Source organism: Pseudoalteromonas pernae, from assembly GCF_039831865.1.
Classification (GTDB): Bacteria; Pseudomonadota; Gammaproteobacteria; order Enterobacterales; family Alteromonadaceae; genus Pseudoalteromonas; species Pseudoalteromonas pernae.
In genome coordinates this window covers 234,551-260,010 of record NZ_JBDODM010000004.1, presented here as the reverse complement: position 1 = coordinate 260,010, position 25,460 = coordinate 234,551, and the positions used below count along the sequence as shown (strand labels likewise).

Annotated in this window: 30 protein-coding genes; 10 read left to right on the top strand and 20 right to left on the bottom strand. The window is 44.7% G+C overall.

Annotated features, from left to right (window positions below):
* Positions 1-39 precede the first annotated feature (39 nt).
* From V1358_RS11465 to V1358_RS11455, 3 genes are read right to left on the bottom strand one after another with little or no spacing between them, the layout of a single operon-like run.
* Positions 40-999 (bottom strand): DUF4097 family beta strand repeat-containing protein, encoded by a 960-nt coding sequence (locus V1358_RS11465; protein WP_347391158.1) that lies wholly within the window; start codon positions 997-999, stop codon positions 40-42.
* Positions 1,000-1,008: 9 nt separating this feature from the next.
* A complete protein-coding gene (locus V1358_RS11460; RefSeq protein WP_347391159.1) occupies positions 1,009-1,506 on the bottom strand; it encodes a hypothetical protein in 498 nt (165 codons plus the stop codon).
* Positions 1,499-2,062, bottom strand: coding sequence for an RNA polymerase sigma factor (locus V1358_RS11455; RefSeq protein ID WP_347393753.1), 564 nt, complete (start codon positions 2,060-2,062; stop codon positions 1,499-1,501). Before V1358_RS11455 ends, V1358_RS11460 begins: the two co-directional genes overlap by 8 nt.
* A gap of 582 nt (positions 2,063-2,644) precedes the next feature.
* On the opposite strand from V1358_RS11455, the gene V1358_RS11450 reads away from it, so the two are divergent.
* From V1358_RS11450 to V1358_RS11410, 10 genes are all read left to right on the top strand, one after another.
* A complete protein-coding gene (locus tag V1358_RS11450) occupies positions 2,645-3,088 on the top strand; it encodes a hypothetical protein (protein ID WP_347393614.1) in 444 nt (147 codons plus the stop codon).
* A gap of 105 nt (positions 3,089-3,193) precedes the next feature.
* Positions 3,194-3,781: a hypothetical protein gene (locus tag V1358_RS11445; protein ID WP_347393612.1), complete on the top strand. Its 588-nt coding sequence runs from the start codon at positions 3,194-3,196 to the stop codon at positions 3,779-3,781.
* A 590-nt stretch (positions 3,782-4,371) separates the two neighbouring features.
* Positions 4,372-5,262, top strand: coding sequence for a hypothetical protein (locus tag V1358_RS11440; RefSeq protein ID WP_274026000.1), 891 nt, complete (start codon positions 4,372-4,374; stop codon positions 5,260-5,262).
* 150 nt (positions 5,263-5,412) lie between these two features.
* The gene (locus V1358_RS11435; RefSeq protein ID WP_347393611.1) at positions 5,413-5,805 is read left to right on the top strand and encodes an ankyrin repeat domain-containing protein; all 393 of its coding nucleotides are present in this window, start codon (positions 5,413-5,415) and stop codon (positions 5,803-5,805) included.
* A gap of 114 nt (positions 5,806-5,919) precedes the next feature.
* Positions 5,920-6,459 (top strand): hypothetical protein, encoded by a 540-nt coding sequence (locus tag V1358_RS11430; protein ID WP_347393610.1) that lies wholly within the window; start codon positions 5,920-5,922, stop codon positions 6,457-6,459.
* Between the two features lie 84 nt (positions 6,460-6,543).
* The gene (locus V1358_RS11425; RefSeq protein WP_347393609.1) at positions 6,544-6,846 is read left to right on the top strand and encodes a hypothetical protein; all 303 of its coding nucleotides are present in this window, start codon (positions 6,544-6,546) and stop codon (positions 6,844-6,846) included.
* Between the two features lie 696 nt (positions 6,847-7,542).
* Positions 7,543-7,824 (top strand): hypothetical protein, encoded by a 282-nt coding sequence (locus tag V1358_RS11420; protein ID WP_212547245.1) that lies wholly within the window; start codon positions 7,543-7,545, stop codon positions 7,822-7,824.
* An 8-nt stretch (positions 7,825-7,832) separates the two neighbouring features.
* A complete protein-coding gene (gene yidD, locus V1358_RS17770) occupies positions 7,833-8,192 on the top strand; it encodes a membrane protein insertion efficiency factor YidD (protein ID WP_440589886.1) in 360 nt (119 codons plus the stop codon).
* Positions 8,092-8,442, top strand: coding sequence for a hypothetical protein (locus V1358_RS11415; RefSeq protein ID WP_347393608.1), 351 nt, complete (start codon positions 8,092-8,094; stop codon positions 8,440-8,442). The genes yidD and V1358_RS11415 overlap by 101 nt, the downstream gene beginning before the upstream one ends.
* Positions 8,443-8,518: 76 nt before the next feature.
* Positions 8,519-8,920 carry a hypothetical protein gene (locus V1358_RS11410; protein WP_347393607.1) on the top strand — a complete coding sequence of 134 codons (402 nt, stop codon included), beginning with the start codon at positions 8,519-8,521 and terminating at the stop codon, positions 8,918-8,920.
* A 559-nt stretch (positions 8,921-9,479) separates the two neighbouring features.
* Here the strand turns inward: V1358_RS11410 and rplI are convergent.
* The 17 genes from rplI to tsaE form a co-directional block, all read right to left on the bottom strand.
* Complete coding sequence (gene rplI, locus V1358_RS11405) at positions 9,480-9,932, bottom strand: 50S ribosomal protein L9 (protein WP_347391160.1); 453 nt, start codon at positions 9,930-9,932, stop codon at positions 9,480-9,482.
* A gap of 35 nt (positions 9,933-9,967) precedes the next feature.
* The gene (rpsR, locus tag V1358_RS11400; RefSeq protein WP_010386263.1) at positions 9,968-10,195 is read right to left on the bottom strand and encodes a 30S ribosomal protein S18; all 228 of its coding nucleotides are present in this window, start codon (positions 10,193-10,195) and stop codon (positions 9,968-9,970) included.
* An 11-nt stretch (positions 10,196-10,206) separates the two neighbouring features.
* Positions 10,207-10,536 carry a primosomal replication protein N gene (gene priB / locus V1358_RS11395; RefSeq protein WP_347391161.1) on the bottom strand — a complete coding sequence of 110 codons (330 nt, stop codon included), beginning with the start codon at positions 10,534-10,536 and terminating at the stop codon, positions 10,207-10,209.
* Positions 10,537-10,554: 18 nt separating this feature from the next.
* A complete protein-coding gene (gene rpsF, locus V1358_RS11390) occupies positions 10,555-10,896 on the bottom strand; it encodes a 30S ribosomal protein S6 (RefSeq protein ID WP_105187948.1) in 342 nt (113 codons plus the stop codon).
* A gap of 186 nt (positions 10,897-11,082) precedes the next feature.
* Positions 11,083-11,817 carry a 23S rRNA (guanosine(2251)-2'-O)-methyltransferase RlmB gene (rlmB, locus tag V1358_RS11385; protein WP_347391162.1) on the bottom strand — a complete coding sequence of 245 codons (735 nt, stop codon included), beginning with the start codon at positions 11,815-11,817 and terminating at the stop codon, positions 11,083-11,085.
* A gap of 12 nt (positions 11,818-11,829) precedes the next feature.
* Complete coding sequence (rnr, locus tag V1358_RS11380) at positions 11,830-14,268, bottom strand: ribonuclease R (protein WP_347393606.1); 2,439 nt, start codon at positions 14,266-14,268, stop codon at positions 11,830-11,832.
* A 77-nt stretch (positions 14,269-14,345) separates the two neighbouring features.
* Positions 14,346-14,969 (bottom strand): tetratricopeptide repeat protein, encoded by a 624-nt coding sequence (locus V1358_RS11375; RefSeq protein WP_347393605.1) that lies wholly within the window; start codon positions 14,967-14,969, stop codon positions 14,346-14,348.
* A gap of 118 nt (positions 14,970-15,087) precedes the next feature.
* Positions 15,088-16,404 (bottom strand): adenylosuccinate synthase, encoded by a 1,317-nt coding sequence (locus V1358_RS11370; RefSeq protein WP_347391165.1) that lies wholly within the window; start codon positions 16,402-16,404, stop codon positions 15,088-15,090.
* 277 nt (positions 16,405-16,681) lie between these two features.
* The gene (locus V1358_RS11365) at positions 16,682-16,876 is read right to left on the bottom strand and encodes a DUF2065 domain-containing protein (protein WP_347391166.1); all 195 of its coding nucleotides are present in this window, start codon (positions 16,874-16,876) and stop codon (positions 16,682-16,684) included.
* A gap of 154 nt (positions 16,877-17,030) precedes the next feature.
* Complete coding sequence (hflC, locus tag V1358_RS11360) at positions 17,031-17,909, bottom strand: protease modulator HflC (RefSeq protein WP_347391167.1); 879 nt, start codon at positions 17,907-17,909, stop codon at positions 17,031-17,033.
* 2 nt (positions 17,910-17,911) lie between these two features.
* Complete coding sequence (gene hflK, locus V1358_RS11355; protein ID WP_347391168.1) at positions 17,912-19,087, bottom strand: FtsH protease activity modulator HflK; 1,176 nt, start codon at positions 19,085-19,087, stop codon at positions 17,912-17,914.
* A 143-nt stretch (positions 19,088-19,230) separates the two neighbouring features.
* Positions 19,231-20,514, bottom strand: a complete 1,284-nt coding sequence (gene hflX / locus V1358_RS11350; RefSeq protein WP_347393604.1) for a ribosome rescue GTPase HflX — start codon at positions 20,512-20,514, stop codon at positions 19,231-19,233.
* A gap of 18 nt (positions 20,515-20,532) precedes the next feature.
* A complete protein-coding gene (hfq, locus tag V1358_RS11345) occupies positions 20,533-20,793 on the bottom strand; it encodes an RNA chaperone Hfq (protein WP_347391170.1) in 261 nt (86 codons plus the stop codon).
* Positions 20,794-20,871: 78 nt separating this feature from the next.
* Positions 20,872-21,789: a tRNA (adenosine(37)-N6)-dimethylallyltransferase MiaA gene (gene miaA, locus V1358_RS11340; protein WP_347391171.1), complete on the bottom strand. Its 918-nt coding sequence runs from the start codon at positions 21,787-21,789 to the stop codon at positions 20,872-20,874.
* 5 nt (positions 21,790-21,794) lie between these two features.
* On the bottom strand, positions 21,795-23,642 hold the full coding sequence (gene mutL / locus V1358_RS11335) for a DNA mismatch repair endonuclease MutL (protein ID WP_347393603.1): 1,848 nt from the start codon (positions 23,640-23,642) through the stop codon (positions 21,795-21,797).
* Between the two features lie 8 nt (positions 23,643-23,650).
* A complete protein-coding gene (locus V1358_RS11330) occupies positions 23,651-24,991 on the bottom strand; it encodes an N-acetylmuramoyl-L-alanine amidase (RefSeq protein WP_347393602.1) in 1,341 nt (446 codons plus the stop codon).
* A complete protein-coding gene (gene tsaE / locus V1358_RS11325; protein ID WP_347391174.1) occupies positions 24,984-25,454 on the bottom strand; it encodes a tRNA (adenosine(37)-N6)-threonylcarbamoyltransferase complex ATPase subunit type 1 TsaE in 471 nt (156 codons plus the stop codon). The genes V1358_RS11330 and tsaE overlap by 8 nt, the downstream gene beginning before the upstream one ends.
* Between the last annotated feature and the right edge of the window lie 6 nt (positions 25,455-25,460).

Below are 25,460 nucleotides of genomic sequence, written 5' to 3'. Positions count from 1 at the left end.
CCGCAAAGTTGGGAGTTGCTGTGCAATTAAGGTGCAAATTTAGTTGTATTTGCGCAGGTTTGTGTTGCCACTGATGGTGGTCACTTCCACTTCTGCTTCACCTTGGCCAAGGGTGAAACTTAGGCTTTCGCCTGGGCCGTATTTAGCTTCTACCGCTTTATCTTTGCTCAACTCATTACGGATATCGCCACCAGCGTGTGCTTCTAAATCAAAGCGTGCTGAAACATCCGTTGGCAGATACAAATCAAAGTCGCCACTCACACTTTCTGCGCGAATTTGTGCGTTTGCTTTGAGCTCTTGCACATACACTTCAAGTTCACCGTTTACGGTATTTAGCTTAAGGCTACCTAAAGTCTGAGCACGCAGCGTTAAATCACCATTAACGTTCTCAAAACGAATGTCTTCTGATTTCGTGCTACTGGTCACATCGCCATTAACCAATGTCATGCGCAACTGACCTTCAGAATCAACATCATCGATGTCACCATTAACCGTTTGGTAGCGAATATCACCTTTAAGGTTTTTACCGCTGACATCACCATTTACTGTCTCAAAAACCAGTTTGCCTGATAGGTCTTTCGCGTCGATGTCACCATTTACTGTTTCAATGCGGCTTTCATTGGTCAGCTCGCTAACATCAACATCAACGTTTACGCCCTCTAAGCTCAACGCACTTTGCATTGGCATATAGATGGTGAGTTTTGAGCCATCGCTATCGTCGTCGTTCCCCCATCCCCAGCCGCTATTATATTTCTTCGGCATTTTTACGATAAAGTCAGTGCGCTGACCACGGGTTTCTAAGGTATAACCTTCTGCTTTGTCATCCAGTTCGCCTTTGATTTGCAGACTCGCTTTGTCCCACCCTTTGATGATGATGTCACCACGTTGGTTGTCGATAAAAATACGACCATCCGCTGGAACCGAGATTTGTTCGTCAATTTTTTCACCGGCTAATGCTAAACAAGGCACCAATGCTAGGGTATATGCTAATGCTTTCATGTCGTTCTCCTAAATATGCTGTAATACAGTGCTTTGTTTGGGTGAATGCACTTTATTAATTAAATCAAGTTGTTGCTGATACACTTGCGCAAGCATGCCAAGCAGTGCGCGGTTATTTGGGTCATCTTCTAGAGCGTCTTTAATGGCTTTTTCAGCTTGCTCTAGCTCAGCAAGTTGCGCCTTCCAGTTATCGGTGAGTGCAGGTTGAGACTGGTACTGCACCAATAAGCTTTGTTTTTGCTGCTCATAAGCATCGCTGATAAGCGCAAACTGGGTGTTGTCTTGCTGCATCGGCATGTTCAAGCCAACCAACGCCACTAAGACCGCCGCAGCCGCCGTGCCAAATGCCGGCATCGCCCAATTACGCTTTGCTTTTTCTTGCTGGGCGCTTTGCTGCAAGTTAATCGCATGCTCGATACCCGGCCATAAATCACGACTTGGGCTGATTTCTTCTTGCTGCGATTGCAGTTGCTCATCTAAAAACTGTTCGAAGTTTGGCTTACTCATTCTCGTACCACTCCTGTAACAACCCACGTGCGCGGTGGTATTGGGATTTTGAAGACCCCACCGCCATATTCATCATTTGTGCAATTTCTTCATGGCGATAACCTTCCACCGCATGCAGCACAAACACTTGTCTTGCTCGCTCTGGTAAACGCACTATCAACTTATCAAGGCCGTTGAGCTCTTGGCATTGAGCAACCTGCTCATGCTCCATGCCTGTGTCTTCAGTACTGACGACTTTTTGAATCCAGTTCTTTTGCTTACGCAGGTAGCTAATAGCAATGTTGCTCGCTACCCGATGCAACCACGTACTGAATTGTGATTTACCATCAAAGCTGTGGATCTTCTGCCACAACTGCACAAACACTTCCTGTGTCACATCTTCCGCTTGCGCATGATCAGCCACTAAGCGAAGACAGAGCGCATAGACACGTTTCACGTGGCTTTGATACAGAGCATAAAAGGCATCTTGGTCACCCTGCTGGGCTTTACTGATGATGTCGTGCTCTTGCTGCGCCGTTTGTGTTTGTGAGAATGCCTGCTCGGCATTAACCAACATCTGCGTCATCCTGTTGTTGTTATTTGCTTTGTTACTGTATTAGACGCGCACTAAAGTACAAAGGGTTTAAATGCTTTTAAAAAAATTTTTAATCTATTTTTCAAAGGCAAGGAGTGGGATTTTTGGCTGGGTTTGAAAGTTGGGTGATCGTGGTGACGATGGCACTTTGAATTGAGTTCTTGTCGCGGTGACGACGGCACTTTGAAGTGAGCTCTTGTCGCGGTGACGACGGCACCTTAGGGGCGGTTTACGCCAACCGCCCCTAAGAACCCCGAGGCGCCCCAACATTGCATAATTTCCTCAACGCGCCACGAGAAGTGAACGTAACCAACATGCATAGGGCGTCCATGCCCTAGGCATGTTTTCGCCCTTAGTCCAAAGGGCGATTACTCTTCTCGTAGCGTGTTTCAGATGCAATGTAAGGGGATTTAGCTGATACACCGAGTTAATTTCATGCGTCTTCTAATGTTGATGGATTAGTTTTAGAGTGCAGGTAACGGACACTCACTAATCTATTGTTTTCACCAAGCTTGCAAGGTAGCCTACCTTACAAGGTCTCACTAATAAGTTGTTAGGTGCTAAATGAGATTTATCCTACTTTTGACAATGTTGGTTTTATTTTCATGCTCAAGCACTTTTAATAAAACGTATATAAAACTGAAGAATGGTTCTGATTTATATAACTCAAAAACAGGAATACTCACCCGGCACTTTTGTAGTGAGAAAGAAAAGCAAATAACTGTTAAATTGAACTTAACAGAATTACAGATTCGGCAGATAGTAAAGGCTGCATTGGATTCTTATCAGCAATCATTAATTGTTGATAAAGATACAGGCGAAGAAGTTGAAAAAATATGTGTAAGTAGTTACCCATTTGAGCTGGAATTATATAGTGAGGGTGATGAAAAGCTCATAGGAAGGCATTCTTGCTTTGGTATCACTGTATTGGAGAATGCTTTGAATGAAATAATATACGAACAGCCTGAAGTGAAAGCTTTGGAGAGTTCTCGATGCAGATATTACTAATCAGCACCTAACAAACGCATTAATGAATGGACGTTTAAAGCTTGGCTGGCGCTCGTTCCTCGCTAATTTTAGCCAAGCTTAATCCGCCCATTATGCGGGCGTTATATGGCTAAGGAAAGTATGCATAAATTTTTAATTTTGATGGTATTTTTAGCTTCTAGCTTAGTTTATGCCGACTCTGACCCTTGCGAGTCAAATCTGTACCCTGTTAAATGGAAATCCAATTTAAGCCATCCCGTATCTTATGAACTACCTGCAATTTTCTATAAAACTAACAACTCAAAAGTTATTGTCTCTGTTTCAAAAGCGATAAATTTTGTTGATGGTAATATGGCAACTCATAAACCTTATTTGAAAAGTGCTAAAGAATACATAATTAATAGCTTGTCTGAATTACCGAAAAACAAACTTGTGGATCATTCAAACCTTTGGATCGCGACAGAAGCATTGAAAGGGCAAGAGTTAAATAAAGCAATTCATGTTATGGCGGGTTACCAAGGGTTATTCGAAGGCTTATTGTTAAAAAATGAAGCATCGGTAAGTATTAATGAAAAACTAATTGCCTCATCTAATACTGTGTATATGGTTGGTAAAGACCCAGCCCCTGTTCATGGTTTAGATTATGTTCACAAGCTCATTGTTTCCAACTCTAATGACATAGTATTTTCTAAATGTTGGCTAGACAGCAAATAGCCATATAACAAACGCATTAATGAATGGACGTCTAAAGCTTGGCTGCGCTCATTCTTCGCTAATTTTAGCCAAGCTTAATCCGCCCATTATGCGGGCGTTATACGCAGAGTGAGTTTTGCTGATTATTTCTTGTGTCAAAGTCACCTTTTCTTGTGGTTCATCACTTTGTATTTCCTTGTGTTTTCGTTAAATCATCAGGTAATCTTCCCGAAGCCTTCAGGCTCAAATTCGACGCGGTAGTGTTTGTTGAAACTCAGCTCTATCAAGTAGTCTGCCCAAAAGCTTACGTGCTTGCTGAAGCTCTGTTTTCTTTGGTGTTGTGTGTTTCAAGTGCGCTTCAATCAAAAATCGCTGAATGTCTTAGTCTCGCAAAAGTGCATCAATACACATAAAAATTCGTGCTTACAAAGTGGGGCTTGGCTTAAAATCGTAGTTTCAGCGTTGGGCGTATAACAAAGCATTTAAGCGCGATTCACAACGCATGGCAGTTTTGGTTTGCGTCGAGTTTTGTGTTTAAGGCGCAATGCGGTAGCCGTTGTGTATCGCGTTGTTCACGCCTTAATGCGGCGTTATAACTACTAGTAGGAATTATGATTAAATTCACATTGATAGAAAACTCCTTAGACTCCATAGAGCAGGGTTTACAGTTTCTAACTAAAGCAGAAAATGATAAGTGTAACAGTGCATATAAACATGCGTTATTGTGTTTGTTTCAGGGAGCGGAGTTAATACTCAAAGAAGTTTTAGTATTAATCGATCCAATTACAATCTTTGATAAGAACTCACTTTTCAAGCATTGTGTAAGTCCACTCAATCCCACAATGGATGAATTGTATAAATGTAAGTCAATTGATATTCGTGGTATTGGTCAAGAACTACGAAAACATTACCCTGAAGTTTTTTTAAATAGCAATATCAAAGTCTTGGATAGGTCTGCAATCGAACGAAATAAAATCCAACATTTTGCAATTGAAGTTTCACCTGAAGACCTAACAAAGAACCTGATTGAGCTTTATTTAAAAGTGATAAAGCCAGCGTTTAAAATCGTACAAGCAGGCTCTTATAGTGTAGAGCAAAATGGGATAACTCTAGACACAATCAATGAACGGATCTTTAGGTTTGAAAATTCGTTTTTAAACGTAAAAATCGGAGATGGTTTTTATATTGGAATGTGCCCGTCCTGCGAAGAACATCATCACTTTATAATTTATGAAGGTGAATCTTACCCAATTTATACATACTGTATATCGTGTGATTATGAGCTCGCAGACATCAATATATTATCCACGGAATACCACATTTGCCCAGAGTGTGGAGCACCTTCATTGGTTTACGACGAAACTAACCAAGCTGGAGTTTGTTTGTGGCGTAAATGCTACTACTGTCAGGAAGGTGGCTTTGTTGACATGGAGCCTTGTGATTCTTGCAGTGGTTATTTGATAGAAGAACATTGTGAAAATTGCACTCCGGAGGAATCGTAGTTATAACAAACAGTTTAAGAGGGATTCAGCACGCGTGGCATTTTTGTTATGCAGTGGTTTTGGTGTTGAAGTGCCATGCTGTAACATCGGTATTGCGTGCTTCACCCCTTAACTGGGCGTTATATTTGCAATCAGAATCGAGGATAAGTTTTGAATCAAAGGGAATTGAATGATGCATTAATTCAAGCTGCTGACTGTGACCTCGAATCAGCTAAAGAGTTGCTTGACGCTGGAGCAAACCCAAATGGAATGCCTTTGATTATGGCAATCCAATGCGGGGCAGAAGACATTGTTTCCCTTTTCATAAAAGCTGGTGTTGATTTGAATTCTAGTTATTCGGATACAACGCCTCTAATCAGAGCCGTCACTGTTGGTTACCCAAATATAGTAAAATTGCTTGTTGTTAATGGAGCTAAACCTAGTTTAAAAGATAGCAGTGGAAAAACAGCGAAACTATGGCTAGCTGAATGCTCCATGCCCCGTTTAAATGAACAAAACAAAAAGTTAATTGCTGAGTACCTCGATGGAGCAACGCAAATATAACAAGACCATTATGGTAATAGGACGCAAAACGCTTGGCTTGCGCTCCTTCGTCGCTAATTTTAGCCAAGCATTTGTGCGCCCCATATGGTGGCGTTATGTGAAAGGGATAAATTCGTGAAGTCAGTATTTAAATACTTAGGTATTGGTGTTCTTTTAGGTCTGGGAATATCTATTGTTGATGAAGCACACTATCACCTAAGTAAAAAAGATCGATTGAATGACTTCGAAGATGCTATGGAAAAGGCGCGGCAGTTAAGAGAGTCGATGACAATAAGCTCTGATGAACTGTTTTTAAGTGATATTCCTGATATGTATTATGACCCGAGTCATGATTTATATTTCAGCATTCAAAGTTATAAAGATATGGGGGAAGTGATAGAGATTTCAGGTGTTATAAGTAACAAAGGTAGTAGTACTTGGAAGAGTGTGGCGGTTGAATTTGAGGCGTATTCAGAAGAAAAAAAACTAATTGCTAATTGCTCAGCTTGGACTGGTCAACTTGTACCTCTAAGCACCGATGGTGTTGTAGTACGTTGTGATAAAGTTCAGGAATTTATTTCACAGCCTATATCTGAAGTAACTATGCAAATCAGGTGGAATTTTCATGGAGAACGTGTAATTTCACATAACAAACCACTGAAACGGGACTCGTAACAGTTGGCTCGGTTTCGCTTCGCTACACATTTTAGCCTACTATTACTCGCTCCTTAGTGGGCGTTAGGTTTCAAGGAGAGAACATTGCATTTGGGTATAGCTTTTATTTCAGTTTTAGTTGGGGCATTTATCTGTTTACCGCTATTTAAGTATATGTATAAAGCTGTTTCTGCTAATGCACCGGAATTCGATAAGGGCTATAAAGTAGTTAAAAACAGAGATGCTACAGATGGCTTCTTTTATGCTCATGGCTCTAGAGATCAAACTGTAAACACGTTTGCAGCATATAACTTAGTGGTACTTATGCTACCTTTAATTCCTTCATGTTTTGTTGCGGTTCCGGTGTATTTTATTTTTTCATGGTTGTATGCAGCTGTTTCAACCTAACAAACAGTTTAAAAGCGGACAAAATTCAGTTGGCTGGTTTCGCTCCGCTTCACATTATAGCCAACCAAATTTTGCCTTTTAACTGAGGCGTTGGCATATTCAGATATTCAACACTATCAGATATCACCTTCTCCCGTTTTGATTCGCGCTGTAGAAATCGGCTTTTGTTGTGGAGCGTGCTTGAGACAGCGAGATAGGGATATCGAGCTAGGTTTACCGAGTCAGGACGACGAGTTAAACCGTGTTGAAAGCTAAGCGGAACGTTTAACAAAAACCTGAGTTCGTAAGCATTGGCGAATCACGGGTTCGCGGAGTTTCCAAAGAGGGAGTCGAATCACTCCCTCTTTGGTTGCCGTCGCCAACGCGACAAGAACTATCCAAAAACATCTTTGTCGGCACAAAGCACCAACCTACATTAGAATTACCAACAGGTAGACAACCAAACCCACAGGTATCGCTCTACCCCATTTTGATTCGCGCTGCAGAAATCAGGTTTTGTTGTGCAGTGTGCTTGAAACAACGGAGTGCCTCGTTTTGATACCAACACCATCTGGCTCAACGCAAACGCAAGGGGCAATCACTGACACATCGAGCTCAAATAGAGATCTGAGTTTTAGAAAATACGGCAATTGGAATTTACATTAATCGCAGGTAATCTAAAGCTCAAAGTTCTTAATAACTCAGGGGACCGAGTAAATGGATAAGGAATATATGCCAGATTTCAGCGGCAAATGTATCTCAATGCGATTGGTTGATTCTGATTGTAGTCACGATTTAGTAGATCCTAAATTTGAAGTCCAAGCAGGTCGACTTTTTATCGTTGGCATCATCCCTGAGGGAGCATCTGAATCTAATTGGGATGCAAACCAATTAGGCGCTGTAGCATGGGAACAAGTCAGAAATTACACACTATTTGATAACTTGGCATCATATCAAAAGGCTGTCGCTATCTCTGAGTCTTACCAAGAAGAGGATTAGACTCTAAGATGAACTTCCTCGCAATTGTTTTAATACGTTTTTACCAGCGCTTTATTTCTCCCTACAAAGGGTTTCGCTGTGCGCATGCCTGCCTGCACAAAGGAGCATCTTGCTCTAACGCAGTACTCGAAATTGTAAAACAGCAAGGAATTTGGCGTGGATATCCAAATATCAAAGCACGAATGTACGCCTGTAAAAGCGCCTATGTCACGCTACAACTAAACACCCAAAAAGATCAAAATAAACGCAAAAAGAAAGACAATAGCTATGACTGCTGCGACCCATCAGCGGCCTGCGACGTCGCCAGCTGCACGGGTAGAGGAAAAAACTGCGACCTACCCGACCTCCCATGCGACTGCTGGCCATAGCATATTAGAAAAAATGAAGATAATTGAAAAACGCATAGCCGCAAGAAACGCTATCAGCCTAAAAGCAAAGATCACCTACAAACTAGTAGCTGTAGTTCTGTGCACAACAGCATTTTTATCAGCTGATAAATACCCAATAGTATTCCTTGGTTGTCTTATCAGTTTATTTCTATTGTATTTTTATGTTCAATATCTTTACCACCATGCATCAGAAAAAACGCAAAGAAATAACTCAGATACAAGCAAGTAGGCGTACCTGTTCAAGTTAATTCGATCTTTTATGACAGGCGTACAATATATAAATTTGATGCTCCCGGAGGGAACTAATGGTTCAAAAAGTTGGCCTTATATGTTTTTCTTTTTTAATTCTTCCATGTTTTGTCAACTCAGAGAATCAAGAGAGAATCCTGACTATTGATACTATTTTTGGAGACTTAAATAGTTATAAAAACAGTGAAGTCGTATTTAAAGGTTATTATGCAGAAGGAACATTTTTTGCTAACGATGAGTTTTCTTGGAGCTTCAAAGAAAATTATATAGTAATGCCGTATAGAGGAGCTAAAACGGACGAGTTTGTTGAGAAATGTACAGGGAAGCTCTTAGTTGCTAGGGGGAAACTATACGTTGATAACATAAGAGCTCCAAGAATAAGGGAAATAGATACTTTGTATCCGCTGGCTGACCCAAAGATAAATTGTTTATCTCTGATCGAGCACTTTGATAATTAAAGTAGGAAAGGGATCAAGTCTTGCATTGTGCATTTTAATAAATGTATCACAATTAGCCTGAGCCGCACTTGATGGATGACTGCTAATATTCCAAAAGGTGCGCTATACCTAGCAAGAAATACGGTTAAGGGGTCAGGTCTTGAATTTTACATCTGACCCAACCGAAGCAATAACCACGCTAAATCTGACCGAATAGCTCTGATGTATCAGCCCAATTTCCCGTTTTGATTCGCGCTGCAGAAATCAGGTTTTGTTGTGCAGTGTGTCATTGAGAGCGAGGCACGACGCCGAGCTAGATTTACCAGTACAGGGATGTGCTGTTAAATCGTCTCGATGACTAAACGCAGCGTTTAACAAAAACCTGAGTTCGTAAGCATTGGCGAATCACGGGTGTCCTAGGAGTTCTTAGAGGAAATGGACAAGCATTTCCTCTAAGCCGGTGTCGGCGGCCAGACAAAAATCTACCCTCAAACATCTTTGTCGGCGCAAAGCACCGACCTACAGCAGGCATAAAAAAACCGCGCCTTGGCGCGGTTTTTCACATAAAGCTAATCAGCGATTAAGCTTCAGCAATAACGATCACTTTGATAGTTGCAGTAACTTCTGAGTGAACCTGGATTGCAACGTCGAATTCACCTGTTTCACGGATAGTACCGGTAGGTAGGCGAACTTCTGATTTAGCTACAGCGATACCAGTTGCAGAGATCGCGTCAGCGATGTCACGAGTACCGATTGAACCAAATAGTTTACCTTCGTCACCTGCTTTAGAAACAAGAGTCACTTCTGCAAGTGCTTCAAGTTTTTCAGCGCGTGCTTGTGAAGCTGCTAGCTCTTCAGCGATTTTAGCTTCAAGGTCAGCACGACGTGCTTCGAAAGTTTCGATGTTAGCTTTAGTTGCAGGAACTGCCTTACCTTTTGGGAAAAGGAAGTTACGTGCGAAGCCAGATTTAACTGAAACCTGGTCACCTAGGCCACCTAGGTTTGCGATCTTGTCTAGTAGAATAACTTGCATGTCTCTACACCTTTTAAAAACAGTTAATCCGCTGCTTACTTATGTAAGTCAGTGTATGGAAGAAGGGCTAGGTAGCGAGCACGCTTGATAGCGGTTGCTAGCTGACGCTGATACTTAGCGCTAGTACCTGTGATACGGCTAGGTACGATTTTGCCACTTTCTGTAACGTAGTTTTTAAGAGTAGCTAGATCTTTATAATCAATTTGTTGTACGCCTTCCGCTTTGAAGCGGCAGAACTTACGACGTCTGAAGTAACGTGCCATGAGTATTTTCCTCAATTAATTCTTTCAATTTGCTGAGCGTGTAATACCAGTTGACTGAGGCCATTTCGGCCTTGGTGGCGATTTAAAAATCCCCTAACTCGTACTTGTTGCTCAACTTGCAAATATTGTGTTGCAGGTTGATGCTCTTTGCCGCTTGCGACCACTTGAATACGAACATAACTTTGTCGGTTAAGCTCGGCTTCTAACTGTATTGACCTGTGCTCTAGCACAAAGATACAGTGTGGCACACCGGCTGGGCTCTGACTGAATTTAGGGGCCTTACAAATAATGCCACCTAGTTCGACTAAGTTGAGCGCTAGCTCACTTGGCGTATCAGCCATTACAACCACGCAGAACGATTAAGCTTCAGCAGCTTCTTTTTTCTCTTCTTTAGCAAGAGGAGAAGCTTCAGTTACTGCATCTTTAGTGCGCATAACTAGGTTACGTAGCACTGCATCGTTGTAGCGGAAAGAAGTTTCAAGCTCGTTGATTACTTCAGTTGGTGCTTCAACGTTCATTAGAACATAGTGTGCTTTGTGAAGCTTTTCGATTGGGTAAGCCAGTTGACGACGGCCCCAGTCTTCTAGACGGTGAATCTTACCGCCAGCTTCAGTGATTGAACCAGTATAACGCTCGATCATACCAGCTACTTGTTCACTTTGATCTGGATGAACCATGAATACGATTTCGTAATGACGCATGGGTATTCCTTACGGTTAATATAGCCTTCCACCGTTTCGACCACTCGGTTTAAGGCAAGGAATTAAAGTTAAAAGGTCGAAATGAGCGCGTATTCTACGTATTGTTGATGAATTAATCAACTTAATTTGTGCGTCGCAAGCACAAAAAAGCCCGCGATAATGCGGGCTTCATGCGAATGTTGGGTATTATGCGCGTTGTCTAAGTACTTCAAACAAACTGATGCCCGTTGCCACCGACACATTCAAGCTCGACACAGTGCCAACCATCGGAATTTTTACCAGCACATCGCAGTGTTCACGAGTTAAACGGCGCATGCCGTCACCTTCTGCCCCCATCACTACTGCGATAGGGCCAGTGAGGTTTGCTTCGAACAAAGTCGTGTCTGTTTCACCAGCGGTGCCCACCACCCACACGCCTGCGTCTTTAATCTCACGCAACGTGCGTGCAAGGTTAGTAACCTGCACTAACGGCACAGTTTCTGCTGCACCACAGGCCACTTTACGTGCTGTCGCGGTGAGCTTTGCCGACTTATCCTTGGGCACAACCACCGCGTGTACACCCGCCGCATCAGCGCTACGTAAACATGCGCCTAGATTGTGCGGGTCAGTGATACCATCAAGGACCAGTAAAAATGGCGTTTCTTCACGCTTGATGATGTCATCTAAATCTTTTTCGCTGTATTGCTTACCCGCTCGCACGTTGGCGATGATACCTTGGTGTTGCTCACCTTTAGCTTTGTCATCGAGGGCTTTACGCTGCATAAACTGAATGGAAATACCAAACTTACGCGCTTGATTAATCACCTCATTGAGACGCTTATCTTCGCGTCCTTTTAGTGCGTAGATCTCTAAAAAGCGCTCCGGCTCTTTACTCAGAATGGCTTCAACACTGTGAAAGCCAAAAATTAGTTCGTTACTCACAAACACTCTCTACTATTTTGCTTTGTTGCGCGCATTTTTACCTGCACGAGACTTTTTCTTTGCCTTCTTGGCCTTGGCTTTTTTCGCCACGGCCCCCTTTTTGTCTTTGTCAGCGCTCTTTTTGAACTTGCCCTTGCCCGACTTGCCGTGCGGTTTATCACCTGATTTAGCTGGGCCTCGTGATCCTGATTTAGGCTTCTTCGCCTTGCCGGGAATATCACCAGACTTTAACTGCTCGCGCACAGATGGCTGCACGCGGCGGCGACTGTATCTGTCTTCGCTATCACTGGCAAGCGACAAGTTAATGCGACGGTCTTCCAATGATACGGATGCAACCTGAACACGGATTTTATCGCCCATGCGATACACTTTGTTGGTGTGCTCACCCACTAGGCAATGTTTGGCACCATCATAGTGATAGTACTCATTACCTAAACTGGCAATATGCACTAGGCCATCAATTTGTAAGTCATCCAACCGCACGAACACGCCAAAGTTAGTAACAGATGAAATCACCCCACCAAACTGCATGCCCACATGATCTTGCATGTATTCGCATTTAAGCCAATCGGCCACTTCGCGCGTGGCATCGTCAGCGCGGCGCTCGGTCATCGAACATTGTTCGCCAAGCTGGTCGGCTTCATCAGGGGTGTATGCATACTCACCACTGGTTTGCTGGCCTTGGGATTTTAAAATCGCCTTAATAGCACGGTGCACAACCAAGTCCGGATAACGACGGATTGGCGAAGTAAAGTGCGCATACGCTGGTAATGCCAAACCAAAGTGACCAATATTATCTGCTTGGTACACTGCTTGTTTCATCGCGCGCAGCAACATGGTTTGGATTAATTCAATCTCTGGGCGCTCGGCCAACTTATCCAGTGCTGACGTCAGCTCACCAGGCTCTGGTGATTCACCAAATGGATTTTCTACACCGAGTTCCGCTAAGAACTGCCTAAAGTGTGACATTTTTTCTGCGTCTGGCTCATCGTGTACACGATAAAGCGCGCTGGCTTCGTGTTTTTCCAACAAACGTGCAGCTGCGACGTTGGCTAAAATCATGCACTCTTCGATGAGCTTATGCGCATCATTGCGCACAACAGGCACAATTGACTCAATCTTGCGGTGAGCATTGAAGACAAAGCGTGTTTCTAGCGTTTCAAACTCAATAGCACCACGTTGCTGACGTGCCGATTTGAGTGTCATATACATTTGCTGTAAGTCTTGTAAGTGACCCACTAATGGTGCGTATTCTTCGCGCAGGCGCTCGTCACCCTCTAAAATAGCGTGCACTTTGGTGTATGTAAGACGTGCATGTGAATTCATTACCGCTTCGTAGAAACGATAGCCAGACAACTTGCCCGAGTCTGACACGGTCATTTCTGCAACCATACATAAGCGGTCAACCCTTGGGTTTAACGAGCATAAGCCGTTAGAGAGCACCTTGGGCAGCATCGGGATCACTTGCTCTGGAAAGTACACCGAGTTACCGCGATTAATCGCTTCTTTATCAAGTGGTGAATTCTTTTGTACGTAATGAGAAACATCAGCAATCGCCACCCACAAGCGCCAACCACCAGAGGTTTTGCGCTCACAAAACACTGCGTCATCAAAGTCGCGGGCATCTTCTCCGTCAATGGTCACAAGGGGTAAATGACGTAAATCTACACGTCCTTGCTTGTCTTTTTCTTCAACAAATTCACCCAACGGGGCTACTTGACGCTCTACTTCTTCAGGCCATTGATGGGGAATTTCGTGGTTACGAAGTGCGACCTCAATTTCCATCCCCGGGGCTAAATGCTCGCCGAGTACTTCCGTAATCTTACCCACCGCATTCATGTGACGAGTCGGACTCTGAGTGATCTGCACTTGCACCATTTGATTGTGCCGTGCACCTTTCTCAGCACCTGGTAAAATAATGATATCTTGGGTAATGCGCGGGTCTTCAGGCACCACAACAGCCATGCCATGTTCAACAAAATAACGACCAATAATCGGCGCGCGTTCACCTTCTAGTACTTTGACGATACGCGCTTCAACTTTTCCGCCTTGCCCACGTGATGCTGCTTTAGCTAACACCACATCACCATGCAGTACTGCATTCATTTGATGACGAGCGATAAACCAATCTTTTGGCTCACCCTCTACTTGTAAGAAACCAAAACCATCTCGATGGCCGATCACTTTACCTTTCACTAAGCCGTCATCATCGGGGATGACATAACATTTTTGCTTGTTAAAGTGTACCTGCCCTTCGCGCTCCATGGCACGAAGACGACGTTTGAAAGCAATTTGACGGTCGCTTTCATACACATCAAGCTCACTGCAAAGTTGGCTAAAAGTGGCGGGTTTAGAGCGTTTCTTTATGTGGTCGAGAATGTATTCTCGGCTGGGGACGGGGTTTTCGTATTTTTCCTGTTCTCTTTCGAGGTTTGGATCCTGTTTGGTCATTCACTATCTTAAACTATGATTTATGCTGTTATTTTAACCCATATAGCCCAAAGGCAACAGCAAATTACTGTTAAAGTTTAATTATCTAGCGGCAATCGTGCTCTGGCAACCACTGAATCTGGCATTTTCTTACCCAATGCAGCCAACTGTTGGCTGATTTGCTTGTGCGTGGCTTTATCAACAACGGTTGAATGAAACAGCCAACGATACGCATCTTCATAATCTTGCGGGCTACCATAGCCGCTGTTATAGAGCTTCACTAAGCGCAACTGCGCCGGCAAACTGCCTTGTGCCGCAGCTTCGCGCAAGTAAATAATCGCCATGGCTTTGTCGGCCTGCACCAATTTGCCTGTGTCGTAATAGCGCCCCAATTGCTCTAATGCTTCAGCAAGGCCTTGCTCTGCGGCTTGGCGCATATAATACACGCCTAACTCTACGTCACGCTCAACACACACGTTGTAAGCGAGCATATCACCGTATAGAAACTGATAGGCTGGTAGCTCCATCTTACTGGCCCGAGCGGCAATATCTTGCACCAACTGGCAATCGTCGTCTTTAACGCGTTTTAAATGCGCATTTTTACGAATCAGCTTCACCAGTTCATCTTGGGTGTACAGTTGCACCGCTTCGATAGGCTCGGCGGCTTTAGCTGCGCCCAGTACAGAGGCGAGAAGTACACAACTGGTTAGTAAAAAACGCATAACGCTCCTTTGACACTCATACGATTAGTATAGTTTTTATAGCAAATGCAGTGCCAAAGTTTGAGCTTTTAGGCACAAAAAAAGCTGCCGAAGCAGCTTTTTTCAACACAGTCAGTGATTACTCACCAAATGGGTTGCGTACGATCATCGTCTCAACACGGTCTGGACCTGTTGAGATGATATCAACAGGAACACCTGTGATTTCTTCGATACGCTTGATGTAATCAATCGCTGCCTTTGGTAGGTCTTCAACGCGTTTTACGCCGAATGTCGTCTCGCTCCAACCTGGCATTTCTTCGTATACTGGTGTTACTTTCTCGTAACCTTCAGCTGCAAGTGGCGTTACGTTAGTCACTGTGCCATCTTCTAGCTGGTAACCAGTACAGATCTTGATAGTTTCAACACCGTCAAGCACGTCTAGCTTAGTCATACAGAAACCAGAGATACTATTGATTTGTACTGCACGGCGCATAGCCACTGCATCAAACCAACCAGTACGGCGTAGACGACCTGTGGTCGCACCGAACTCGTGGCCTTTCTCACCTAGGTGCTTACCAACTGGGTCTTGCTTATCAAGGCCGTCGTATAGCTCTGTAGGGAATGGACCTGAACCTACACGTGTTGTGTATGCTTTAACGATACCTAATACGTAGTCTAGGTTTAGCGGGCCAAAACCAGCACCCGTCGCCACACCACCAGCAGTCGTGTTTGAAGACGTTACATATGGGTATGTACCGTGGTCGATATCAAGAAGTGTACCTTGCGCACCTTCAAACAGGATGTTCTCGCCGTTTACACGCGCTTGATCAAGCATCTCAGTAACGTCAACAACCATTGCTTTAAGGATTTCAGCCACAGCCATTGCGTCATCGTATGTCTTCTGGAAGTCAACAGGCTCAACTTTGTAATAATTTTCTAGAGTGAAGTTGTGGTACTCAAGGATCTCGCGAAGCTTGTTAGCAAATTGCTCTGGGTTGAACAAATCACCTACACGTAGACCACGACGAGCAACTTTGTCCTCGTACGCAGGACCGATACCACGACCAGTCGTACCGATAGCTTTGGCACCACGCGCTTTTTCACGCGCCACATCAAGTGCTACGTGGTAAGGCAAGATTAGCGGACAAGCTTCAGAAATAAGAAGACGCTCACGCACCGGTACGCCACGCTCTTCAAGCATGCCGATTTCTCTCATTAATGCGTCTGGAGCAAGTACAACACCGTTACCGATGATACATTTAACGTTGTCACGCAGTACACCCGATGGGATCAAGTGCAGTACGGTCTTCTCACCATTGATCACTAGCGTGTGACCAGCATTGTGACCACCTTGGTAGCGTACTACTAAAGATGCTTTATCTGTAAGAAGGTCAACAACCTTCCCTTTCCCTTCGTCACCCCATTGGGTGCCTAATACAACGACGTTTTTACCCATTGCAAATTCACTTAGAAAAAATTAGGCGCAGATTTTAGCAGAAAAGCACACCACAGATCACCCCGTTTTGGCTATTTTTTCTGCTAATGATTTTTTTTTACCAATTCTGTTGTCTATGTGATCACATATAACGCTGCATAAATGATGTGATAACACGTTGGGTTTTTTCTTATGTAGTTATTCTACATCGAAAAATTTCAGCGCGAGTGCGTGATATATAGCCCGTTATACTGATTCACCGCACTAAGTAGCTTGGAATGAATTTTAGTTCGCTATTCTACAGCGACTGAATGAAATGAAATAAAAGCGCACCAACAGCGATTAAGATGATGCCGATAATTTTTAGAGCGCGTTCATCGGTTGTTGCAAGTTGTGCCATATAAGAGCGCCACTTGCGGGGAAATAATGCCGGCCCAAGCCCTTCAAAAATCAGCATCAACGCAAACGCACTGACAACTAGCTGCCATGTCATATTTATCTCCTAGGAACGAACTTTCCAGTTAGTTATTGCGACAGAGAACACCGAACAAAGCAAGCAAAAAGGATTGAATAGTCGCTCATTTACTTATGTGAAAGCAAAAAAAAGCCCCGAGGTTTTATGCTCAGGGCTTCTCTGTCATTGCTTATTATTGTGCTGATGCATTCTTCATATATTTGAAGAATTCGCTATCAGGCTCAATAACCATGACGTCTTGTTTGTTGCTAAAGGTGCTCTTATACGCATCAAGACTACGTAGGAAACTGAAGAACTCAGGATCTTTGTTGTAAGTATTCGAGTAAATACTCGCTGCTTGCGCATCACCTTCACCACGCACTGAACGTGCGTTACGCTCTGCATCGGCAAGCATAACGGTTACACGGCGGTCAACTTCAGCACGAATTTCTTCTGCCTTTTCTTGACCTTCAGAACGGTGTTCTTTAGCAACCGCGGTACGCTCTGCACGCATACGACGGTAGATTGAGGTACTGACTTCGTCAGGTAGGTTAATTTGCTTCACACGAACATCAAGCACTTCAATACCTAGCTCACGCGCACTTTCAGACGCTTGAACCAACGCATCAGCCATTAGCTCACTACGCTCGCCTGACACAATCTCGCGAATGGTGCGGGCACCGAAGTTAGTACGCAGACCGTTATTCACTTTTTGTTCCAATAGCGTTTCAGCATAGTTCTTATCACCACGGGTACGCAGGTAGAAATCACTGAAGTCTTGAACACGCCATTTGACGTATGAATCAACAATCAAGTCTTTCTTTTCGCTAGTTACGAAGCGATCAGGCGTTCCATCAAGTGTCTGAATACGCGCATCAAGCTTTCTCACTTGCGCAACGAAAGGCACTTTGAAATGTAAACCTGGCTCGTAAACCACAGCGTTATCCGCATCGTCTTTTTGCACTTTCGAGAACAACAAAACGATAGCGCGTTGGCCTTCAGGCACAACAAACACTGATGAAAATGAAAGTACAACAGCCGCTAGAACGAGGATTAAACTAAATGCTCTCATGGTTATCGTCCTCCATTAAAACGGTCGTTATCAAAGCGATCACTGCCTGAGTTCACTTTGCTATTAGTAGAAGAGCTTGTGCCTAGCTTGCTGCGTAGGTCACCAACGGTATTCGCATTTGGCAAGGTAACTTGTTTACCTTGGCTGTTATGCTCCATGATTTTATCCAGTGGTAGATACATCATGTTGTTACCGCCTTCCACATCAACAAGCACCTTAGTGCTACTACCTAGTACTTGCTCCATCGCGTCGATATACAAACGTTGACGCGTTACTTGCTTCGCACTTTGATATTCAGGTAGAAGTTTCTCAAAACGTGCAATCTCACCCTGAGCTTCAAGGATGACACGTTCACGGTACGCTTCTGCTTCTTGCGTCATACGTGTTACGCGACCACGAGCTTGTGGCTCAATTTCACGGGCATATGCTTCTGCTTCACGAATGAAACGCTCTTCATCTTCCTGTGCCGCAATCGCATCATCAAATGCATCTTTTACTTGCGCAGGAGGGCGAGAATCTTTGAAGTTCACGTCAGTAACAATCAAACCTAGATTGTAAGGCTCAATAATTTCATTTAACTCTTCACGAGTACGTTGGCGAACATCTTCACGACCTGTAGTAAGTACTTGGTCCATCTTTGCGTGACCAACTACGTAACGAAGCGCACTATCTAGGGCTTGTTGTAAGCTATGGTCAGCATCAGTAACGCTGTACTTGTACAGGTAAGGGTCCATTACGCGGTACTGTACTTCAAACTCAACGCTCACCACGTTTTCGTCTTCAGTCAGCATAAAGCCAGACGCCGAAAGGTTACGCACTGCTTCAATATCAACAGGAATAACGTTTTCAATGAAGGTTGCTTTCCAGCGTAAACCCGGTTCCGCAATACGGTCAAACTTGCCGAATTGAAGAACAACGCCACGCTCGGCTTCTTTCACTGTGTAGAAACCGCTCAGCGCCCAAATAATGAGTGCGATAATCGCGACGAAAAACAGGCCAGGACCACCTAGACCACCACCACTTTTATTGCCGCCCTTGTTGCCGCCAAACAAACCACCGAACTTTTCGCTGTACTTTTTCAGTACCTCGTCTAAATCGGGTGGGCCTTGATCGCGACCACCTTTATTATCCCAAGGGTCTTTATCATTGCCATTGTTACCCGGCTCGTTCCAGGCCATAGCTCTACTCCATAGTTGTCTAAATTCGATACTCAGGGTAATGGTAACGTAGCATTACCCTGTTTGTCATAGTTAGTCGCCGAAATGGCCAACCTAACGGACTAAATCTCTTTGCTGGGGCTACTTTAGCCTATTTTCAATGGCTAAGTAAGGTAAGCGTCGATTTGTTCACCGATTTCTTTCCTTAACTTATTCCACTCACTCATTGGCACATTCACATCCAATAGCCAATTTCCGTGCTCATCGTAACCTTCACTGCTTATGCTGTTGAGGTTGTACAGTGCACCTCGCAAGCGCCCTTGACTCGGCGGCACACACAACTGGGTATTGAGCATTTGCTTGGCCAACAACTCGCTGACGGCTTGGGATAACAACTCAACGCCTTGCCCTTGTTGCGCCGAAAGCCATACACGGCGTGGACGACCTTCATCGTCTCTGTCGATACGCGGATCAACCTCTTCGAGTTGGTCAATTTTGTTGTACACCAGCAGCTGTGGAATCTCGTTCGCTTCGATTTCCTCAAGCACCTCTTGTACCTGCTCGATGTTTTCTTTACGGCGTGGATCTGCCGCATCGATCACATGTAATTGGAGGTCCGCTTCGCGGGTTTCCGTCAGTGTCGCTTTAAACGCTGCGACTAGGTCATGCGGTAAATGACGGATAAAACCTACGGTATCAGCAAGAATAATGCTGCCAATATCCGGCACTTCGAGCTTACGCAAAGTTGGATCGAGTGTTGCGAATAGCTGATCCGCCGCATAGACCTCTGAATTGGTCAGACGGTTAAATAAAGTTGATTTGCCGGCATTGGTATAACCCACTAGGGATACGCTTGGGATTTCATTTCTGTTTCTTGCTCGACGCCCTTGTTCACGCTGTTTAGCTACTTTATCCAGACGTTTCAGGATGTTTTTAATACGGGCGCGCAGTAAGCGACGGTCGGTCTCTAACTGAGTTTCACCCGGGCCACGTAGACCGATACCACCTTTTTGGCGTTCTAAGTGGGTCCAGCCTCGAATTAGGCGTGTGGAAATGTGTCGCAACTGAGCGAGCTCAACTTGCAACTTACCTTCGTGCGTACGCGCACGCTGTGCAAAAATATCAAGAATAAGCGCCGTTCTATCAAGCACGCGACATTTGCACACTTTTTCTAAATTGCGCTCTTGTGATGGGCTTAATTCGTGGTTGAATATAATGACATCTGCATTGTGGAATTGGACAATCTCAGCTATTTCTTCTGCCTTCCCCGTGCCGACGAATAGCTTCGGGTGCGGTGCCTGACGACTGCCTTGCACAATCGCCAGACTGCTAACACCTGCAGAAGACACAAGCATTTCTAACTCTTGAAGGTCTTCTCTATCGCCTTCATGAGGAAATTCGATGTGAACTAAGACTGCCTGTTCGCCGGCTTCATAACGGTCAAACAAGCATTACGCTCCTACTGATTAATAATTCCCTTCATCTGTTTCTGGCGCGTCTGTTCCCTGCACACCATGGAAATTCACTGAACGGGCAGGCACGACGGTCGAAATCGCGTGCTTATACACCATTTGGTTTACTGTATTTTCTAACAAGATAACAAATTGGTCGAAAGACTGGATTTTACCTTGCAGTTTAATGCCGTTTACTAAAAAGATAGAAACGGGAACACGCTCACGACGTAACGCATTCAAAAATGGGTCTTGTAACGATTGGCCTTTTGCCATTGTTATTATCCTTAGTTTGTAGGTGTTATTATGTACTATATATGGAACACACTTAAAAGAAAAACCGTCCCAATAATATTAGCTTAGCGAACTTACAACACGTTGCAAGTTTTGCTTGTCCCCACTTTCAAGCCACGTGAGGTTATCCCACCCGCGTAACCACGTTAGCTGTCTTTTTGCCAACTGACGGGTTGCTGCTACGCCACGAAAGACCATTTCATCATAGCCAATTTCGCCAGCGATGTAATCCCACATTTGTCTATAGCCGACACAACGTATCGAAGGCAAATCTGGGTGCAAATCTTTTCTTCTATATAGGGCCAAAACTTCATTTTCAAACCCTTGATCCAGCATTATTTTAAATCTTTTCTCAATGCGTTGATGCAACACAGCACGATCACTTGGAGCGATGGCGAACTGATGCACCGGAAAATCAAGGGCTGCTGCTTTTGTTCGCTGCAGCTCGGTCATGGTTTTACCCGATATACGATAAACCTCAAGTGCGCGATTAATACGCTGTGAGTCATTTTCATTTATTTTTGCCGCCGCATCTGGGTCAACCTGCGCCAACTGTGCATGTAATGCAGGCCATCCCAACTGTTGCGCTTGTTGTTCAAGTTCGCCGCGAACCGCCTCGTCTGCTTCAGGCAGTGGCGATAAACCTTCTAGAAGACCTTTGAAATACATCATGGTGCCACCGACTAATAACGGCACCTTACCTTGCTGATGCAACTCTTTGATGTTTTGCAGCGCGTCAGCCCGAAAGTCGGCCATAGAATAGCTTTGCGCGGGGTCGATGATGTCGATAAGTCTGTGTGGCGCGCGCGCGAGTTCTTCTGCATTCGGTTTTGCGGTGCCAATGTCCATGTCTTTGTATACCAGCGCAGAGTCAACACTGATCACTTCAGTGTCAAAGTGCTCACACAAATCAATGGCAAGATCTGTTTTCCCCGAGGCGGTTGGCCCCATCAAAAATATTACTGGCAGTGAACTCACAGAATTTAAACGCTTATTTGCTTGAGGTAATCAGTTATGTCTATTTTAACGGCTTTTTCCTGCAAGTGCTGAACTATCTCTGTGGATTTTTGTAATTGTGTTTGCCAAGTAATAAAGTCGTTACTTTCAAAATAACTCAGTGGTACTTTATCCGCGAGCCATTGTAGCCAGAACTTTTCGGTTTGACTGTCTTCAGATGCCGTACTAAGCAGCAATTCTATCACCTGTTTGGCATCCAACGAGTAGAGCGCGCTCGGTAAACGTTTCACCATAACATGTTGCGCAGCCACTTCCAGGTCAAAGCCAATGACCGATAACCAAGATGACCACTCACCTAATCGCTGGCTTTCTTCTTTACTGATAGCCACACGTACGGGAAGTAACAATGCTCTACCAAGCAATTGAGCTTCTTCGTGTAATTGTTGTTGCCAAGCTGGCAGTAGCGCATAACGCCAATGACTCAGATACAAATCACCATTGATGGTTAGGGCGCAGCGGCCGAGTTTTAACGCCAACAGCGCCACACTTCTGCCCTCTGCCGCTTGACGACCCGTAAACGCTCTATCATCCGCCTGCTCGCTCGGCGCATTGGAGAAATGCTGCGCCTGCGATTCGTTTACGCCTTGGTAAAAGCGATTGATGTGAGCAATGCTCTGCGCACTGGGTGCTGAATTTACTGGGGTATAACCTCGACTGTTGCCGCCTCCTGCTGTGCTTGCGCTTGAGTAAGACTGAGAGGAACGTGGCGCAGGGGAAGCATCATAGCTCAATGGCTGTAATGGTGATTTTGGATAATCCGTACTCACCTGCTCAGCGGGTGCATTTTCAAACGAAGGATGTTCGACGCCATCGCGAGCAAATAAGTCTTGCTCAGTGGCTATAAGCTGTTTCACAGCCTGTAAGATAAAATCGTGTACTAAACGTGCTTGATGGAAACGCACCTCATGTTTAGCAGGGTGGACGTTCACATCCACTTGCCGCGGGTCAATCTCTACATACAACACAAACGCTGGTACATGATTGGCGCCGACATGCTCTTCAAAAGCTTGGCGAATGGCATGCAAAATGAGCTTATCGCGCATCATTCGGCCATTTACATAAGTGTATTGAGGCTCGGTTTGCGTTTCTTGAGGCATTATCCAACCGTGTAGATACAAACCTTGGTCGCCACTTTGCAAATGCATGCCTTGCTCGGCAAAGCCCTTACCGGCAACCTGCGCAACTCGTGTTACAGCGTGTTCTTTCGTTACGGGCCGATACTGACGAACGACTTTGCCATTGTGGGTTAACGTCAAGGCAATATCGAAGCGACTCAGAGCGATGCGTTTGAGTAATTCGTCTATATGGCTGAATTCTGTTTTCTCAGTGCGTAAGAATTTGCGCCTTGCTGGGGTGTTAAAGAATAAATCTTTTACCTCAATGGAAGTGCCATCAGGGTGTGCTGTTGGCTGCACCTGCACCGCCATGTCTCGCCCTTCAGCAAACGCTTGCCACGCTTCACTTTGCGCGCTGGGTTTTGACTTCAATGTAAGACGAGAAACGGAGCTAATGGATGCTAAAGCTTCGCCACGAAATCCGAGTGAACAGATATTTTCCAGATCATCGAGCGACTTGAGTTTGCTGGTCGCATGGCGCGACAACGCTAGCGTCAACTCATCTTTTGGGATGCCACTGCCGTTATCGGTGATACGAATAAGCTTGTGGCCACCGCGTTCAATGTCGACCCTAATGCGCGTAGCGCCAGCATCTAAACTGTTTTCCACCAACTCTTTAACAACAGAAGCTGGACGTTCAACCACTTCGCCAGCAGCGATTTGGTTGGCTAATCGCGCTGGCAGTATTTCAATGCTCATAGGATCTCTTAAGTACGAGGAATAGTCAGAACTTGACCAATATAAACGGTGTCTGTCTTCAATTTATTGGCACGTTTGATAGCACCAATTGATACCCCATAACGGCTGGCAACAACGCTCAGTGACTCACCACGTTGAATTTTATGGCGCGTCGGGTTTTGCGCTTTGATGGTTGCGAACAGCGAATCATCCGGCGGGTTATCCATGAAGTAACCACGGATAGACTTGAACACCGCTTGCGCCAACTTTTGTTGGTGTGCGGATGATTTCAGCAAACGCTCTTCTTGCGGATTCGAGATAAAGCCCGTTTCTACCAAGATTGAAGGTATATCCGGTGACTTTAACACCCCCAAGCTTGCCGCCTGAGGATAACGCTTGTGCATGGTCGCCACTTTACTCAACTCTCTGACGGTCTCTTCGGCAACCTTGAAGCCCGTTTTCATGGAGTGATCCATGGACATATCCAGTAGAGTTTGCGCTAAATACTTTTCACTCGCTGTATCGCGAATAACATCTGCGGCGCCGCCAAGGAGTTCTGAGTGTTTTTCCCTGTCCTCAATCCACTTACCGATTTCAGAGTTTGCACGGCGTAATGACAACACCCACACAGACGCTCCACGAGGTTTCGGACTGGTAAAGGCATCCGCATGAATAGAGACTAGAAAATCCGCTTTGCTATTTCGCGCCTTGGCGCTGCGAGAATTCACTTTAATGAAGTAGTCGCCACTGCGCACAAGGTGTGCTTTCATACCTCGCTCTGCATTGATTAAGGCTTGCAGGCGTTTTGCTATTTGTAAGGTAATGTCTTTTTCATACGTGCCACTAGGACCAATTGAACCTGGGTCTTCACCACCGTGCCCCGCATCGATGGCAATCACAATATCGCGATTCGTTTCTAACACTCTATTTTTAGGCGTTTTTTGTGCTTCTTGACCATCGCTTTTATCGTATAGATCGATCACCAGACGGTCTTTATATGGACCTGTTGGCGCCAATGCAAACACGACAGGTTTACTTGGTTTGGTCAATTCGAATACGACGCGAGTCGAGCCTTTTTTCTTCGGTGTACTGGCGCGAATTACATCAATAATCTGGTGCTTTTTCTCAATATCTGGGTAATCAGTGCGATGTTGAGTGTCGTTAATATCGACAACCAGTCGGCGCGGATTACTAAGCATAAAGAAGCTGTAATCCGGCTTTTCAGACATGTCAAAAACCACGCGGGTACTGTCCGGCGATGGCCATACGCGCACACCCTCAATCTTGTTTTGTGCCGAAACGGTCACAGTCCAAAGAAAGAGTATGCAACTTAAGGTAATCTTGCTTGCGATTGTAATTGTTTTAAGCATTGCCTTTTAACTTTGTTACTACATCAGCACCGCGCTCTGTTTGAGCATCAATACTGATTTCACGCGCTTCCCCTGTATACTCTAGCGTGATTTTTAAATCAGCGCGAGGGATCACGCCTTCGCCTTTGCTTGGCCACTCTAGAATACACACAGCTTTATCATCAAAATAATCTCTGATCCCCATGAATTCAAGTTCTTCGGGATCAGCTAATCGATATAAATCAAAGTGATATATATTGACCTCAGGAAGTTCATAAGGTTCAACTAAGGTATAGGTGGGACTCTTAACCTTGCCTTTATGGCCAAACCCTTGCACGATGCCGCGCGTGAGCGTCGTTTTACCTGCACCTAAATCACCATATAAATAAATCACTACACCTTGCGCCACTAAACTCGACAGAGTATTACCAAAGGCGACGGTCGCTGACTCATCAGCTAAAAACTGGTGAAATTGCTCGCTCATTTACGT